Consider the following 14,732-nt stretch of genomic DNA (forward strand, 5'->3'; position numbering starts at 1 on the left):
ACGCGACTATCCCGGCGACGCCACCCGTGGGCGAGGGCTAGGGTGTGGGGATAGAGCTATCTATTCAATGTCCTCCAAGAAGGAGATTAAAAATGACTGTCGAAGAACGGCTGGAGAAGTTGGAGCAGGAGCTGGCCGCCTTGAAGCGCCGCATTGTGATGGAGGATGCCGAGGGCCGAATCCGCGCCAAGCTGGAAATGACCGAGCTCGGGCCGGGGTTGAGCTTGTTCGATGAGAACGGCAAGTTTCGCGCCGCGCTGGCTGTGGCCAAGGGTATACCGGGGCTTGCCCTATACGATGAGAACGGCAAGCCTCGCGTTGCGCTGGCCGTGCATAATAGCGTGCCGGGGCTGGTCCTGACCGACGAGAACGGCAAGCCTCGCGCCGTGCTGGATATAACCGAGCGCGGGCCGAGGCTAGTCCTGTCCGATGAGAACGGCGAGCCTCGCGTTGCTCTGGGCGTGTCTAAGGACGGGCCGGGGCTGGGCCTGTTGGATGAGATCGGAAAGGTCATCTGGTCGGCGCCGTAGAGTCGTCACCCACGTGGAGGTGGACCGGGGAGGAGCCTGCGGTTGAGGAGGTTGGCTGGGGTTGGATTAAGGCTTCGAGCCAGTCGAAACCGTAGTTGTAAAGGGCTGCCGGGCCGAGACCCGGCGGCTAAACGTGGCCGCAACCCTGACGGAGCCTCCGTCATCGGCCGTATCAGCTCGACTGCGTCCCCTCATCGCCTCCGCGGGCGATTTTTTTCGACCCGTCGTCCACCCGGAGGCCGAGCTCGGCGAGCTGGGCCGGGTCCACGGCCGCGGGCGCGTCGGTGAGCGGGTCGTAGGCCCGCAGCGTCTTGGGGAAGGGGATGACCTCGCGGATGTTCTCCCGCCCCAGCATGAGGGCGATGAGCCGGTCCAGTCCAGGCGCGATGCCGGCGTGGGGCGGCGTGCCGTAGGAAAGCCCCTCGAGGAAGAAGCCGAACCGCTCCCGCACCGCCTCCTCGGAAAGCCCCAGTGTGCGGAACACCCGGCGCTGAATCTCCTGGTCGTGGATCCGGGGGCTGCCGGAAGCCATCTCCACCCCGTTTATCACGATGTCGTAGCTCGACGAACGGACCGAGAGCGGGTCGGACTCGAGTTTTTCCAGGTCGTCGGGGTGGGGCATGGTGACGGGGTGGTGGCTCGAGGTGAGGCGCCCCTCGTCGTCGGTCTCGAAGAGCGGAAACTCGACCACCCACAGCACGTCCCAGCGGCCGGGGGGGATGAGCCCCAGCTCGTCGCCGAGGGCCAGGCGCAGGCGGGAGAGGGCGGTGTTGACCCGACTGGTGGGCCCCGCGGCCAGGAGGAGGAGGTCGTCCGGCCCGGCGCCGGAAAGGCGCTGGAGCTCGGAGAGCGCCCCGTCGGTCAGGTACTTCTTGATGCTGGCGTTCCAGGAGCCGTCGGCGGACCATTTGACCCAGATGAGGCCGCCCGCGCCGGCAGACTTGGCGATATTCTCCCAGACGTCCAGGGTCTTGCGGCTGGCCCCGGCCTGACCGGGCACGCGGATCCCGCGCACGCATCCGCCCCCCTCGAGCGCACCTTTTATAAAGGTGAGCTCGGTGCCCTCGAAGGCCTCCGAGAATGTGACCAGCTCCAAGCCGAAGCGGGTGTCCGGCTTGTCGGAACCGAAGCGGTCCATCGCCTCGGCGTAGGTCATCCGCGGCCAGTGGGCGGGGAGCTCCACCCCGAGGAGTTCTGCCCAGAGGTGGCCGAAGAGCCCCTCGGCTACGGCGAACACTTCTTCCACGCCGGCGAAGCTCATCTCCAGGTCGAGCTGGGTGAACTCGACCTGGCGGTCGGCCCGGGCGTCCTCGTCGCGGAAGCAGCGCGCGATCTGGAAGTAGCGGTCCACGCCGGCCACCATCAAAAGCTGCTTGTACATCTGGGGGCTCTGGGGCAGGGCGTAGAACGAGCCGGGGTAGACGCGGCTGGGGACAAGGAAATCCCGGGCTCCCTCGGGGGTGGACCGGGTGAGCATCGGGGTCTCTATTTCGAGGAATCCGGCCTCGGCGAGCCAGTTGCGCATCGTCAGCATGAAGCGGTGACGGAAGCGGAGCATCTCGGCCATGGGGCCGCGTCGCAGGTCCAGGTAGCGGTACCGGAGCCGGAGCTCCTCGTTCACGGGCGCCTCGTCGGAGATGGGGAAGGGGAGGGGCTTGGCGGGGGAGAGCAGCTCCAGCTCGTCCACCAGGACCTCGACCTCGCCGGTGGGCTGGTCGGTGCGGACCTGGTCCGCGGGCCGGAGCCGGACGGTGCCGCGCAGAACCACGACGTACTCCGGGTGGCAGCCGGCGGCTATCCGGCCGGCCTCGGGGGCGTGCTCGGGGTCGGCGACGATCTGGCTCTCGCCGTAGCGGTCCCAGAGACGGATGAATACGATGCCGCCCAGGTCGCGCACGTGGCGCACCCAGCCGCACAGGGTGACCGTTTTCCCCAGGTCGGCGGCGGAGATGCCCCCGCAGGTGTGGGTGCGTCCGGTGTAATCGAGTGCCAAAACCGCTCCTTCACCAATTCCTAGAGGAGACAAGGGGTTTAACCGAGCGAAGCGAGCTACGCCTCTAGCGAAACCCCTTGCCCTCATTAGCCGAACCCGGCGGATGTTACCAGATACCGTGTTCGCAGTCCAGCGTCTCAAGTGATGAGAACGCGCTCGATGAGGGGCGTCCCCGGCGCCTGGTTTTTACTTGACACGGGTACCCGACTGTATTACCTTTAACTATGCTTGCATAGACTGCGAGGGCACGCCGGAATGGGGTACCGTCTGCCCCGGTTGGGGGTTATCCGTCGGGCCCGAGGGTGTCGTTAGAGGATCCCCACGAGATTTCATCTTTACTTCTTCCGATGATACTTGGTACGCTGAACCCCGTAACTTGACGAGGGAGGGTTGTTAATGAAATGCACTAAGGCGGCCCTGGCCCTCTGCGTCTGCCTGGTGATTGTCGCGCCCGTCCTGGCCGGCAACACGGCGCAGATATCCGGCATCATCGCGGACGAAAGTGGAATGCCAATCGCTTTCGCCACGATCCGGATCGAGGGCACGGACATCCACGCCACCTCCGACGAGGACGGGTACTTCTCCCGGAGTGACGTCCCACCCGGACAGTACAACGTGACCTGCTCGGCTCCCGGGTACGTGGACTTCACCTACGTCGAGATCCCCTTCCTCACAGACATGCGGCGCAACGTCAACTTCACGATGAAGCGCCCCGATGCGGAAACGGTGCTGACCATCACGGTCCACGCCGAACACCGCCTGATCGAACCCAGCCTGACGACCTCCATTGACTACATCACCGCCGAGGACATCGAGCAGCTCCCGGCGGACAGCTTCTACGATCTGATGGCGAACGAGGCAGGCGTCACAAACGACGACGGCTTCATGCACGTCCGCGGCGGCCGCGCCACTGAGATCACCTACATGGTGGACGACATGCCGATCCTGGATGCCGTCACCGGGTATGCCGCCTCCAGCGTCAACAACTCCGCCATCGCCGAGATGGCCATCATCTCGGGGACCTTCTCCGCGGAGTACGGCAACGCCCAGTCCGCCGTTATCAACATCACCACGAAGGCGGGCAGCACCAAGACTTACGAGGGGATGATCCGGTTCCGTCAGGAGGTCTTGCAGACCACCAAGGAATTCGGCTCCGAGAAGGTGCTGGAGTCCACCGGTCAGCCCGACTGGAATTCCGTACCCATCTCCTGGACCACCCGGACCCGCCAGGGACGTTTCTGGAAAGGCGAGGGGTCCGTCGGCGGCCCGCTGGGCAGCTTCATGACCTTCTTCCTCTCCGGCGACTACACCACGACCGGAACCCAGTTGATCATGCCGCGGCCCCGCTGGGAGTACAACGCACAGAGCAAACTCCGCTTCAACTTCTCCCCGGACATGTCGTTTACCCTCTCCGGCTCCCTGAACCAGCTCTATCGCCCCCTCTTCGACGTCCAGTACCAGTACACGCTGGACAACATGTACCACTCGTGGCGCGACACGTACCAGATTTCAGGCATGTGGAAACACATGATCAACGAGAAGACCTACTACACCATCCGCGCCAATTATTTCAACTCCTGGAGCCACTTCGGCGTCCGCTGGGGCGACGATGATTGGCATTGGGAGAACGATCCGAATAGCCCCGGCCAGCAGATCCAGGTCTGGAACAACGGCGACTCCTGGGGCAGTCACCAGATCGGCGACATGAAGTGGTGGGAAGACTACGACACCGATTGGCAGCAGGCCGGCCCGACGGCTGGTTCTACACCAAGGGTGACATGCGCATCTGGGAAACCCGCAAGGAGCAGATCTGGACCGGCAAGGGCGACTTCACCACCGAGCTCGACGAGCACAACCTGATCAAGGCCGGCCTGGAATACACCAACTACGACGTGGATCTCTTCCAGCGCCAGCCCCTGTCCTCCAACACCTACGGCGATAAATACCACGTCTTCCCGTGGCAGGGTGCTTTGTACGTACAGGACAAGATGGACTACTCCGAGATGATCATCAACCTGGGCCTGCGCTTCGACTACTTCGATCCCAACACCGACTACCCCGAGAATCCGATGGATTCCCAGGACTCCGATCCCGATTCGCAGTACGAGACCTTCCAGGACATCCCCCGGGTGGACGCCGAGCCCAAGTACCAGCTCTCGCCGCGCCTGGGCATCGCCCATCCGATCTCGGAGTTCGACAAGCTCCACTTCTCTTACGGGCACTTCTTCCAGATGCCGGCCTTCCGCTACATCTACATGGGTAACTACGAGAAGCCGGCCGGCGCTTACCCGATCTTTGGAAACCCGGACCTGAAGCCCGAGAAGACCATCTCCTACGAAATCGGCGTCCAGCACCTGTTCACCAAATCGGTCCTCCTGGACGTCACCGGTTTCTACAAGGACGTCTCCGGGCAGCTCGACACCATCCGCTACGATCACCCCCTGGGCCTCTGGAACTACACCCGGACGACCAACTCCGACTGGGGTAATGTCCGCGGCGTAGAAATCGTTGTGGACGGCACCTGGACCGACTGGTTCAGCTCGAAGATAGCCTACACCTACTCCATCGCCCGGGGCCTGTCGTCGGATTGGCGACAGGGGTACGACTACTCGTACTACGGCTGGAACCTCCCGCTGGAAGCCAACCTGTTGGACTGGGACGTGACCCACACCGTCAACCTGATGCTCGACTTCCGTGACGCCGACACGTGGGGCGCCAACCTGAACTTCAGCTTCGGCTCCGGCACGCCGTACTCGCCTCCCACCGAGCAGGGCGCACAAAAGAAGATAAACGCCGAACGCATGCCCTGGTCCATGAACCTGGACGCCAAGGTCAACTACAACATCAACATGTGGGGCATGCAGTTCCAGCTCTTCGTCGAGGCGCTCAACATCTTCGACCGCTGGAACGTGACCAACCTGGGACCCGACGAGGGCACGGGCGGTAACCGCGACTGGACGGCTTTCTACTATCTCTACGGTGACGCGAATGGACCGTGGGACGACGTGAACGTCTACGACGAGCCCTTCCAGCTCCGTGTTGGCGGCAGCATCTCCTTCTAGACAACAGAGGTCGGGGTCGAACCGTCGGCCCCGACCTACCCTGGATATGCCAAAGGCATTACCCAGTTTGTCGTAAACATTCACCGTTCTGGAGCAAGGAGGAAATCTCCGTGAAGCTGAAACTTAAAATAGGCCTTTTAGCCTTTGCCCTGGCGGCCTTCGTCGTGGGGGTGGTGACGGTCGGTTCCAACGGTGTGACGGCCCGCTCGCTCACCACGGTGGAACCGGACTCAAACTACCGTATCATGACCTTCACCCACAACATCGGCAACTTCGGCAACGTGGTGTTCAACTGCAACAATATCGGCTCGGGCGGCGTGGTCCCCAACGGCGAGTGGCCTCTCGGTTCGGGCGTTGAATACAACTACACCGGCTCGATGTGGTTCGGCAACCAGGAGACCGTCATCCACGTCTACCACGTGATGAGTGAACTCGACTGGTATCCGAAGTCGCCGATCTACAATACCGACCCCGGCACGGCCTTCCCGCTCCCCTCGTCCTTCGGGCCGCAAGAGGGCACCGACTACAGCTGGATGAGCGAGTACTGGCGCACCAACGTTCCATCGCGCGTCTCGGACCAGGACGGCCACTGGTACATGACCGATGAAGGCTCGCCGATCATCATCGGGCTCGAGGTAGTCGCCCAGTCCATGGGCTGGAGCGCCCCGGGTCACGACGAGTGGCTCACCGTCTACTACTTCATGCGCTACGTGGGCGCGGCTCCGCTCGATCCCCAGACGTACATCGCCTTCGGTTTCGACTGCGACGTCGGCGGAGGGGTTTCCTCCGGCAACGACCTGGCCCAGTTCGACGGTAACAGCACCCAGCTCGGGCAAGGCTCCGGCGAGCCCTTCGGCGACGGCGACCTTTACAACAACGTCACCTGGGTCGCGGGCAGCGACGGCATCCCCGACGAGTACGACTCCGTCAACTTCCCCATGGTGATTGACGGCGACGAGACCACCCAGCCCTACTGGGGACACTTCGCCGGTGACCCGGCTTACCAGAACGCCGCCCCGCGCAAGATGAGCTACATGTTCGACTTCGATTGGGATTCGGGCGGCCCGTACCCCGGTTTCGTCGGAGTGCGCTTCCTGCGCGCCTGCATCGACCCCGGCGGCCCCGCTGAGCGTGAGTACGTCGTTACCGCCCAGCACTCCTGGGACATCAACAACGACCCGGCGAACGACGCCTACAAGTTCGCCTACATGGTGGACGTCGGGACCTACGAAGAGATCTCCACCGCTTACGACTGGCGCATCTGCCCGTCGGTCGGTCCCTTCGAGGACATGGCCGGCGCGGGGATGCAGCCCGGAGAAGTGCTCGAGGTGCGCAACTGCTTCGTCATCGGAAACCACCGCAACGGGTTGCGCCGCAACGCCGACCAGGCGCTGACCGACTCCCTGGGCTTCAACGGCAAGTTCGACGACCCCCGCCAGGGGGACGAGGTTGACGACTTCGTCGTCCTCTCGCCGCCCAAAAGCCCGCTTCTCTCAGCCGGAGTTCAGGACGGCAGCGTCATCCTCCACTGGGACCCCGTGATCAACCTCACCGACAGCATCGAGACCCTGCCCGATGTGAGCTCCAACAACCAGATCGACTTCGAGGGCTACCGCCTCTACCGCGGCGCGACGCTGGACCAGCTCGGCGACAACGCCGACCTTAAGCCCTGGTACCAGAGCGAGCATCCAGGTGAGGACCCCATGCCCTACCTGCGCGACCTTCTGTGCTGGTGGGACAAGGACGTCAACGACACCTCCGACTGGCACGGCGGCGAGTACTGGAAGGCCCCGGGCTACAACGGCCCCGGCCACCCCACCGATCCCGACCTCTCGGACGTCCGGTACGAGTACAACCAGCTCAACAACTGGGATGAAATCCAGTACGCCCCGGGCACCGGGAACCGGATTTATGAGTTCATCGACGACGGAAACAACTACGCCCACTGGGACAAGTGGGTGGATTACTCCTCGCGTGGCGGCGACGACACATGGGCCGACGACTACGTAGTCCCGAAGCCCCTGCCGCCGCGCAACCACTTCACCTACTACTACGCCGTCGTCTCCTTCGACTTCGGCGCGCACCCCTTCTACAACGAGCAGATTGGCCAGGATCCGTACCCCGCGCTGGAAGGCGGCGTGCGTGCCAACTACGTCCAGGTGACCCTTACAACCGGCAACAGGAACACCCTGGACGACGTGCTGGTGGTGCCCAACCCCTATATCGGCGGGGTTGACTGGCAGACCCGGTCCGTGACAGGCATCGTCGAGCGCAAGCTCGCCTTTACCAACCTGCCCGACCGCTGCACCATCCGCATCTACACGATTTCCGGCGACTTGGTGGACATCATCGAGCACAACAACCAAACCTCCGGCACGGCGTGGTGGGACCTCCAGTCCCGCAACAACATGGAGGTTGCGTCCGGCGTCTACATCTACCATATAGACGCCACTGAACTCGGCCTCGGCACCAAGATAGGGAAGTTCGCCATCATCATGGGCGAGAGAATGTAATCAACGGGGGGAGCCCGTCTCCCCCCGACACGCTTTCGAGGAAACCTTAGACATAATACAGCTTACCTGAGAGGGGGCTAGTTCTGATGAAGGCTAAAACCCTGGCGCTTCTCCTGGTGCTGATGCTGGTCTTTTCCGCCGTAGCTCAGGAAAAAACCGGAACGGCGGGCGTCCAGTTCTTGAAAATCGGCATCGGTCCCCGGATGATGGGGATGGGGGGAGCCTGCGTGGCAACCGGCCCAGCGGACGCCTCCATCGCGTTCTGGAACCCGGCTGGTATCACCCGCATCCCCGGAGGGGACGTCTTCTTCGAGGACAACGAGTGGGTCGCCGAAACCCGACTGATGAGCTTTGCCGGAGCCTACAACTTCGGCAACATCGGTGTGTTCGGCTTGACCGCCACCTACCTGGATTACGGCGACATGACCCGCACGACCCAAGATATGCAGGACGGTTCCCTGGGAACCTTCACGGCGTCCGATCTGGCGGTCGGGGTGGTCTACGCCCGCAAGTTCACCGACCGGTTCAGCGTCGGCCTGCGCGGCCAGTACATCATGGAGACCATCGACACCTACGACGCTATGGGCTGGAGCGTTGACATCGGCACCCTGTATGACACCGGCTTCAAGAGCCTGCGCATCGGGATGGCGATCCAGCACTTCGGCGGGGATCTGCGCTTCGACGGAACCTACGGCGAGCTGGAGCGTGACGGGAGCGGGTACCTCATCACGAATTTCAACACGTTCTCGCTGCCCATGACCTTCCGGCTGGGCATAGCCTACGACCTGTTGGAGGGTGATGACCACTTCATCACCCTGGGTCTGGACGCCATACATCCCAACGACGCCGAGGAGCGCGTAAACCTGGGCCTCGAGTACAGGATGTTCAACCTTGTGTCCTTCCGCGTGGGGTACGAGCTCAACTACGACTTCTTCGCCGGCACGGCGGACGACAGCATTCTCCCGGGACTCACCGCCGGAGTCGGCTTCAATGTCGGCCTGAGCCGGACCTCCCTCATACACGTGGACACCGCTTACGCTGATCTGGGTCGTCTCGGCTACTCGCTGCGCTTCGCCCTCGGATTCACCTTCTAAGACGAGGGGGCGTAACGAAATAAAAAGGCGGGGGGCCGAACGCGCCCCCCGCTCAGTAAGAATCCACCCAGACCGGGCGCGAGGGTTCTACCTCCCAAGTTTTAAGTGAGACACTGGTCACGGAAGTTCCAGCGACGGTCCCGACCGCACCCGGAAATCCGGACCGGCGAGAGGATGCGGGAAGGCAGTCGAGCCGACGGGCCTCTTTCCCCGACTCAGGGCATCGGTTCTTCACCCGACGACTACCCGGATGCGGATCGTCGAGGTGAGTAGGGCGAGGCCTACGATCAAAACACGGGCAGACCGCCCCGCTCCCTAAACGAACAGGTGCACGGACGCGGATCGTCGAGCGTGAGTAGGGCGAGGCCGACGAGCGAAACACGGGCAGACCGCCCCGCTCCCTAAACGAATAGGTACCCGGACACGTATCGTCGAGGAAGGGGCGATTTGCCGAACCAGACATCGGAAGCTCTTTCTGATCCCGGCCGCGGCCGACTTCGGACCGTCGAACTCCGAGGGCGACATCCCGTTCACCGCCGACAGCCGCCAGTTCTTCGGCAGCCGGGGAACACTCGTGGAGATATACTACCAGGTGCCCAACACCTCGCTGAAATTCATCCCCACCACCGAGGGGACCTGGTGGGCCACATACGTCACCAAGCTGGAAATTCTCAACCCCGACGGGGATGTCATCTACCGGAAGAACGTCACCAACGACGTCGAAGTGACCGTCGAGGATCAGACGCATAAAGACTCGGCCTACTCTATAAATACATTCCGCGTGGAAATCGAACCCGACCTCTACGAGGCCCGGCTGACCATCGGCGACCCCAACTCGAAGCTCCAGGGCACGGCTGTGCTGCCCCTGGAGATTGACCTCGAACCGGTACCCGGCATCAGCGACATCCAGCTCGCCTCCCTGGCCCAGGCGGTCACCGAGGAGGATTTCGATTCCGAGGGGAATTACAAGGGAAAAGCCGATCTGGTGAAGGACGACTATTTCGTCGCCCCCCTGGCCAGCCGGCGGCAGGTATCGCCCGACGACAACCTCCTCTACTTTTTCCTGGAGCTCCTCACCCATCCCGGGAAGCACACGTTCTCCTACGAGATATACGACGAACCGGGCAGGCTCGTGGAGTCCGGGGTGACCGATTTTACGGGGAGCGGAATCGCGGGCACGGTTTTCTCGGTGAATGCCGGGGGCTGGACCCAGGGCAAATACTCCGTCCGGGGCCGGCTGACGAACGACTCCTCCGGGGAGGGCGTAGGGGAGAGGGAATCCTTCTTCTGGATCGGACCGGAGACTTCCGAGGCGGTGACGGAGGTGGCCCGCGTCTCCGACGTCCCGATGACCGATCGCGAGTTCGAGCAGATACTTCACGAAATCGGCTTCATCGTCACCGAGGATGAACTGATTCGGCTCAAGGCCGCGCCGCCCGAGGGACGCTGGACCATGGTGGACCATTTCTGGACCGTGAGGGACCCCGACCCGACGACACCCGAAAACGAATACAAAATCGAGTACTACCGTCGTCTGGCTTATGTGCGCGTGCACTTCGCCACCGGCTACACCGACGGACTGGACACCGACCAGGGTCGCCTCTACGTCAAGTACGGCCCTCCCGATGAAATCGTCGAGAACCCCCTCGGCGCGGGCATCGCCGGCACGGAGCACCTGGAGGGCGAGGCCTCGGAGCTCGAGGGAAGCTTCAGCCAGGACGGCCGCCAGGGAACGGCGGTGGCCGCCCACGGCAACGAGGGCCGGACCGATACCAGCGTGGGCGAGTTCATGGGCGTCATCGTGAACCTGGAAAAGCCCCACCTGCTGTGGATATATTACGCATCAAGCTCGGATTCGAGCTCCCGGAAGTTCCTCTTCGAGGACCGGACGGGTTTCGCGAACTACGAAATCGTATGGTCGACCGAGAGGGGCGAGTACTAGACCCTTCTTAAATTAAGTTCACTTCTGCACCCGGGAGGACCACTCCATGGCAAAAGTCAGACGTCTCAGACTGTTCGCACTGCTGACGATCACCCTCTTCGTGCTGGCCCCGGCCACGATCGTTTTCGCGCAGGAGGCCGCGGCTGAGGGCGACGCGACCACCACCGAGGGGGAGACCCCGCCCGCCGAGGGCGAAGCGGAAGCGCTCCCCGCCGCACCAGCCGAGGAGGAAGGTGAGGCCGCATCGGTCCAGGACTACTTCGCCAAGGGCGGCCCGGTCATGTACCCGCTGCTCCTGACCGCCGTGCTGGGCGGCGCCTACATCATCGAGCGCCTGTTCACCTTCCAGTTCGCCAAGATAGACGCCCGTAAGTTCACCGACCGGATCGTCGAGTTGGTCAAGGCCGGCAAGCGCGGTGAGGCCATTGAGGAATGCAAGAAGACCCGTGGGCCCATAGCCGCAGTGTTCAAGGCCGTCCTGGAGCGCGCCGACCGCGGCGTGGCCGCGGCGGAGAAAGCGGCCGCCAACTCCGGCGCCGTGGAGCTCGCCTTCCTGGAACGCGGCCTGATCGTGCTGGCCTCCGCCTCCGTTATCGCGCCCATCCTCGGGTTCCTCGGAACCGTCACCGGGATGATCCGCGCCTTCGAGGCCATCTCCCGGGCCGGCGAGGTCAAGGCCACCATCGTCGCCTCCGGTATCTCCGAGGCCTTGATCACCACGGCGTGCGGACTGGCCATCGCCTTCCCCGTGCTCATCATGTACAACTACTTCACCAGCCGTATAGACCGATTCGTCCTGGAGATGGAGGAGAGCACCGCCGAGCTCCTCATCACCATCGAAGACACCCAGGCTTGACGGGGGTGACCCATGGCCTTTAAACGCAAAAGCAGGGTGTCCGCGGAGATACCGGCGGCGTCCATGTCCGACATCGCCTTCTTGCTCTTGATCTTCTTCATGACCACCACCATCTTCAACGTGGAGAAGGGGATCCGGCTGGTGCTGCCGGCCGAGGGTCCGTCGCTGAAGGTCAAGCAGACCCACATCATCACCGTGCAGGTAGCCGCGGACGGCTCCATCTTCCTGACGACACCCGACGGCACCAAGCCGATTCCGAGCAAGGGCATTTTGAAGGATGAGCTCGAAAAGCGTCTGGCCAATGACAGCGAACTGGCCTTGATCTTCGAGGTCAGCGAGAAGGCGAGCTACGAGATGATGATAGACGTCTTCGACGAGATAAAGAAGGCGAACTTTCAGCGCATCGCGCTGAAGATCAGCTAGGGGGCCGGCCGTGCAACTGAAGAAGAAGATCACGTCAAAACCGGAGATCCCCGCGGCGTCCATGTCCGACATCGCCTTTCTGCTTCTAATTTTCTTCATGACGACCACGGTCTTCAACGAGAACCGGGGGCCGCAGATCAAGCTCCCCGCCGCCGAGACGGTGGAGAAAACGAAGCGCAAGGACACCATCGCCCTCTACGTGGACCGCAACGGCAACATCAACATAGACGGGCGCTACGTCGCCCTGGAGCTTCTGCCCGACATCATGACCGAGGAGGTCGCCGCCAACCCGAACCTGACGGTGATTTTCAAGGCGGACCGCACCGCCGAGTACGGGCGGCTGATGGAGGTCTTTCAGCAGCTCCAGAAATCCCACGCTTACAAGATATCCCTCTCCACCGAGCTCAAGACGGGAGGGCTCTAACAACAGAGGAACAAACCCCACAGCCCCGGCGTATAAAACCCGGGCCGAAAAAGGGGTTCTACATGGCAAACGAAGACAAAAGCGGCGGTCGCCTATTCGACGCGAAGGCCAAAGGAGGCCTCTTCATCCAGGCGCTCCTTCTGTCCATCCTGTGCTGTCAGGTGATCATCCTGGGGATGAGCAACTTCGTGGGGGCGGTGCAGCCCTTCATGCTCCAGCGCAGCGTCCAGCAGCTGGAGAACATCGAGGTGATAAAACCGCCCTCGAAAACGATTCAGATTCCCGAGGTCAAACCACCGCCCAAGCTCGTCCAGGCCGCCCCCGAGATATCCGAGGACGAGGAGGCCGCGGAGACCATTGATATCCCCACCTTCGAGCACGTCGTGGTGGAGGATATCGGCCATAGCGTCTTCTCAGATCTGGGGCCCATCGGCGGCGATGAGGTCGGCGAAGAAGAGCGGGGGCTAACGCCTCCCGAGAAGATTTCCGCTCCGGACCCCGTGTACCCGCCCATGCTCAAGGACGCGGGCTGGTCAGGCACCTGCTCCATCGGGCTCTACATAGACGAATCGGGCAACATCGGCAAGGTCTGGGTCATCCGCAGCACCGGCAAGCCCGAGGCCGATCAGGCGGCGATCGATGCTGCCTGGTCCTCCCAGTGGAGGCCGGCCACCCAGAATGGCGTCCCCATCGCCAAGAAGATTTCCATCAACTACGAGTTCGAGATTGACGTCTACTAACTGGACGGCGGCCCCGGCGGGGGCTTGCGCCGAGCGTTGAACCGGACGGGAGACCGTCCGGTTTTTTTATACACCGAGGCTGGTGTTTTATTCATGTTTCGGTGGCCCTTGACGACCTTAATTTTTCGTGATAGATTAAATTAGCCTCGGGGAAGGCATAAAAGGGGGGGTGAGGAGGTGAAATCATGACCCGGACGATAACATTTTTACTCTGCGCCCTCACGTTTTCGGCCACGCTCGGCCTGGCCGACGACGACCTCGAGGTCCTCTGGGAGGAGCCCTACGACCTTGTGAGAATGAACGGAGGTTTTGGGATTTACGGCGAGTTCTACACCCAGGACGACTTCACCCTGGAGACCGACGCGGTGCTCGAGGCCGTCGAATGCTGGGCTTATTACTACTTCCCTGATGACGACTACCACCCCCAGCCTTTCAACGTTACCATACGCTACGACCACTACGGCATGCCCGGCGGCTACTACATAACCACTAGAACCTTCGATGTGGAGGAGACCGACACGGGTGACGATTACCATGAGTACCGGGTGTGGCACTACCGGCTGAATATTGACCCCCGCCACGTTGACGGCGGGACGCGTTTCTGGCTCGAAATCCGCACGGATGCCAGGAACTGCAAGTGGGCCTGCAAAGATGTGGGCAACCTGTACTTCCAGTGGAACCAGTGGGATAAGGCGGCCTTCTTCCACCTTCTGGGCACGCCCGAGGATACCCGCGTCCAGCCCGCGAGCTGGGGGGAGATAAAGGCTGGGTTCTCGGATTAGCGTCCGCGGTTTAGACGCCGGGCGCCCCAATGTAGGGCGGGGACTTCAGTCCCCGCCGCTTTCACGTTCCCTACCTCGACCCTCACCCTGACCCTCTCCCGAGCCGGGAGAGGGGACCGCGCTCCTCCCCAGCCCATAGGCGAGCCTCTCCCTAAAAGGGAGAGGGGGCCGCTCTCCTCCCCAGCCCATAGGCGAGCCTCTCCCTGAGAGGGAGAGGGGGTTTAAGGTTGCCCTCACCCCAGCCTGTGCCTCGCAGGCCTCCCACGGGGAGAGGGAGACTGCGGCAGCCCGCACCCTTTATCCCGTGAGGCAAACCTCCTCCCGCAGTGAGAGGGAACCGCGGGGGCCCTTTTTTCGTGGAACCGGGAAGCGA

At 62.6% G+C, this 14,732-nt stretch carries 12 protein-coding genes; 11 read left to right on the forward strand and 1 reads right to left on the reverse strand.

Annotated features, from left to right (window positions below; genetic code table 11):
• The first annotated feature begins 92 nt into the window (after positions 1 to 92).
• The gene (locus NTW26_11530; protein MCX7022877.1) at positions 93 to 530 is read left to right on the forward strand and encodes a hypothetical protein; all 438 of its coding nucleotides are present in this window, start codon (positions 93 to 95) and stop codon (positions 528 to 530) included.
• Between the two features lie 172 nt (positions 531 to 702).
• Here the strand turns inward: NTW26_11530 and aspS are convergent, their stop codons facing one another.
• On the reverse strand, positions 703 to 2,523 hold the full coding sequence (aspS, locus tag NTW26_11535) for an aspartate--tRNA ligase (GenBank protein ID MCX7022878.1): 1,821 nt from the start codon (positions 2,521 to 2,523) through the stop codon (positions 703 to 705).
• A 396-nt stretch (positions 2,524 to 2,919) separates the two neighbouring features.
• On the opposite strand from aspS, the gene NTW26_11540 reads away from it, so the two are divergent.
• The 10 genes from NTW26_11540 (at position 2,920) to NTW26_11585 (ending at position 14,359) form a co-directional block, all read left to right on the forward strand.
• A complete protein-coding gene (locus NTW26_11540; protein MCX7022879.1) occupies positions 2,920 to 4,383 on the forward strand; it encodes a TonB-dependent receptor in 1,464 nt (487 codons plus the stop codon).
• The gene (locus tag NTW26_11545) at positions 4,302 to 5,585 is read left to right on the forward strand and encodes a TonB-dependent receptor (protein ID MCX7022880.1); all 1,284 of its coding nucleotides are present in this window, start codon (positions 4,302 to 4,304) and stop codon (positions 5,583 to 5,585) included. The genes NTW26_11540 and NTW26_11545 overlap by 82 nt, the downstream gene beginning before the upstream one ends.
• 110 nt (positions 5,586 to 5,695) lie before the next feature.
• Positions 5,696 to 8,098: a hypothetical protein gene (locus tag NTW26_11550; protein MCX7022881.1), complete on the forward strand. Its 2,403-nt coding sequence runs from the start codon at positions 5,696 to 5,698 to the stop codon at positions 8,096 to 8,098.
• An 86-nt stretch (positions 8,099 to 8,184) separates the two neighbouring features.
• A complete protein-coding gene (locus NTW26_11555; protein ID MCX7022882.1) occupies positions 8,185 to 9,192 on the forward strand; it encodes a PorV/PorQ family protein in 1,008 nt (335 codons plus the stop codon).
• A 574-nt stretch (positions 9,193 to 9,766) separates the two neighbouring features.
• Positions 9,767 to 11,134 (forward strand): GWxTD domain-containing protein, encoded by a 1,368-nt coding sequence (locus NTW26_11560; GenBank protein MCX7022883.1) that lies wholly within the window; start codon positions 9,767 to 9,769, stop codon positions 11,132 to 11,134.
• A 46-nt stretch (positions 11,135 to 11,180) separates the two neighbouring features.
• On the forward strand, positions 11,181 to 11,990 hold the full coding sequence (locus NTW26_11565; protein MCX7022884.1) for a MotA/TolQ/ExbB proton channel family protein: 810 nt from the start codon (positions 11,181 to 11,183) through the stop codon (positions 11,988 to 11,990).
• A gap of 12 nt (positions 11,991 to 12,002) precedes the next feature.
• A complete protein-coding gene (locus tag NTW26_11570; GenBank protein MCX7022885.1) occupies positions 12,003 to 12,413 on the forward strand; it encodes a biopolymer transporter ExbD in 411 nt (136 codons plus the stop codon).
• A 10-nt stretch (positions 12,414 to 12,423) separates the two neighbouring features.
• Positions 12,424 to 12,837 carry a biopolymer transporter ExbD gene (locus NTW26_11575; GenBank protein MCX7022886.1) on the forward strand — a complete coding sequence of 138 codons (414 nt, stop codon included), beginning with the start codon at positions 12,424 to 12,426 and terminating at the stop codon, positions 12,835 to 12,837.
• A gap of 62 nt (positions 12,838 to 12,899) precedes the next feature.
• The gene (locus NTW26_11580) at positions 12,900 to 13,577 is read left to right on the forward strand and encodes a TonB family protein (GenBank protein MCX7022887.1); all 678 of its coding nucleotides are present in this window, start codon (positions 12,900 to 12,902) and stop codon (positions 13,575 to 13,577) included.
• A gap of 185 nt (positions 13,578 to 13,762) precedes the next feature.
• Entirely contained in the window at positions 13,763 to 14,359 is a 597-nt protein-coding gene (locus NTW26_11585; GenBank protein MCX7022888.1) for a hypothetical protein, read from the forward strand.
• Positions 14,360 to 14,732 lie beyond the last annotated feature (373 nt).

Source organism: bacterium (assembly GCA_026398675.1).
Classification (GTDB): domain Bacteria; phylum RBG-13-66-14; class RBG-13-66-14; order RBG-13-66-14; family RBG-13-66-14; genus RBG-13-66-14.